Origin of the sequence: uncultured Candidatus Kuenenia sp. (genome assembly GCF_900696675.1) — a bacterium.
GTDB lineage: Bacteria > Planctomycetota > Brocadiia > Brocadiales > Brocadiaceae > Kuenenia > Kuenenia stuttgartiensis_A.
In genome coordinates this window covers 1-1871 of the sequence record NZ_CAADGZ010000249.1, presented here as the reverse complement: position 1 = coordinate 1871, position 1871 = coordinate 1, and the positions used below count along the sequence as shown (strand labels likewise).

Sequence of the window (1871 nt, the reverse complement as noted above, 5' to 3'; positions counted from 1 at the left end):
AGAACAGACAACAAGCGTTTCCCTGTTCACCGATTCTTTAAAATGGGGTTACTCTCATTCGAAAGAGAATTTCTTAAGGCGTGTGCTAAAGCATGATGTTTGACTTTTCTCTGTTATAGAGCAACACGTCGGGGTCGCTGACTACGAGAAAGACGTATGGTTTAAAAAGGATGCTTTGTCACGTTGTCCAAAGTATCTGGCGACGAGTGGGGGTTGGAGGCTAATGGCCTCCAACCTACCAGCTGGTAAAAGTAAACGAAAATCCTTATAATGCTCCCATATTGAAACGGGGGGAGTGGTCTATGCTCCATTGGGATGCAGAATTTGAACAAATGCAAGGCATGGGGTTTCAGGTTCATCTGCCTGAAACAAATTCTTACATCGAATGCGCGGAAATAACATTGCTCAACAGTTGGTATCATGTTGTTTGGACAATTTCAGGCAATACTTTGTCTTTTTATGTAAACGGTATCTTGAAAAAAATATCTTATATGCCGTCAAAGGATGTAGAATCCTTCGCAAAGAATTTTGAGGCATTTAAAATACTGGAAGCAGAAAAGGGACATGTTTTTAATGGAACAACAGAAAATATTCGTATTTATCCCTACCCGATGCCCCGCCAAAAGATATTTGAACGATTTAATATCCTCAGGGAAAAATACGGCATTGTGGAATCAAATGAAATAGGAAATTTCTATCGGAAGGTTTTTGTTAATGGCAAACCACTGGAAAGTAATATGTGCAGATTGGAAAAAGGCATATATCGGTTGAATATTTTACCATCCAGACTACATGGTTATATTAGTTGCGTTGCCCCTCAATTCTTTAATGAGGAAATAAAACACGGTAAACGACATGCAATGTATTTTGAATACTAATGGAAACTAAGTATTTCGCTTCAATTATTTGTAGCACTTTAGTTTTTTGAAAAATTCCAATAATAGCGGTGTTTGCCGCATAGTGTAGGGGCGAAGCATTTGCTAAAATTGTCATAAATGCGTTCATGCCCAAACGGGCAAATGCTTCGCCCCTACTTTTTCAAAAAACTAAAGTGTTACAATTATTTTGGAATGTCTGTTCCATTAAGTCTTCAATTGAATCGGGGCGGTGGCAAATCGCCAGAATTTGAAAGGCAAAAAATCCCGGCCAGATTCTTGCCAGCCGGAATGAAGTCATATCAAGAAAGGCAATGAGTTTTGAACTGCCGTTCATATCCAGCAAAGGAACCCCAAATCCCAAGATCTTTTCAACTTTGAATCTGGAGTTTTCAAGCAAACGGCGAAAGGAATTGACCGTCATGAGTCGTTTATGGGTTAAGTCAAGTATACCTCTCCTTCCATAATTAAAACTACCATAACAGAGCATCAACCGAAGAATAAAAAATGCAACATTACCAGTGCTTGCATATAATTTACCACCGCTTTTAAGAAAATTGAAAATTTCTTTAGTGCCTTTTTCAGGACAATTCAAATGCTCAAGAACGTCCAAAGAAAATGCAAAATCATATTTTTCTGCCGGAAACTGACCTCCTCATGGTTCGTCAAGGTTCACTACATAATGTTTGAGAACATCACTTTGTACAGCATTACATTGGTCGATAACCGTTACGTCAACCCCCCGTTCCGCATGTGCCATTGAAACAGCTCCAATGGCGCCTCCGCCAATATCTAATAACGTTTTACCCTTTTCAATTGGAAGATTCCGAACATGGTAGTGCAGGGAATTTTTTGCGGATTTACTGGTACCTAAATCCTGCAAACAAGGCAAAGCCTTGTTGCAGGAATAGGATTGAAATGGTAGGATTTCCAAGGTATTCGGCGGTATATTGATAACAAAAAACACCTGAAAGGAGATTCACCATTTCGATGAAG

2 protein-coding genes and 1 pseudogene are annotated in these 1871 nt (G+C 39.3%); 1 reads left to right on the top strand and 2 read right to left on the bottom strand.

Annotation, left to right across the window (positions count from 1 at the left end):
- The first annotated feature begins 242 nt into the window (after positions 1-242).
- Positions 243-878 carry a LamG-like jellyroll fold domain-containing protein gene (locus tag QZT26_RS17415; protein WP_295103992.1) on the top strand — a complete coding sequence of 212 codons (636 nt, stop codon included), beginning with the start codon at positions 243-245 and terminating at the stop codon, positions 876-878.
- A gap of 160 nt (positions 879-1038) precedes the next feature.
- Here the strand turns inward: QZT26_RS17415 and QZT26_RS17410 are convergent.
- Positions 1039-1512 (bottom strand): annotated as a pseudogene (locus QZT26_RS17410) (hypothetical protein); the annotation flags it as partial.
- Positions 1513-1530: 18 nt separating this feature from the next.
- Positions 1531-1758: an FAD-dependent oxidoreductase gene (locus QZT26_RS17405; protein WP_295103990.1), complete on the bottom strand. Its 228-nt coding sequence runs from the start codon at positions 1756-1758 to the stop codon at positions 1531-1533.
- Positions 1759-1871: the final 113 nt, after the last annotated feature.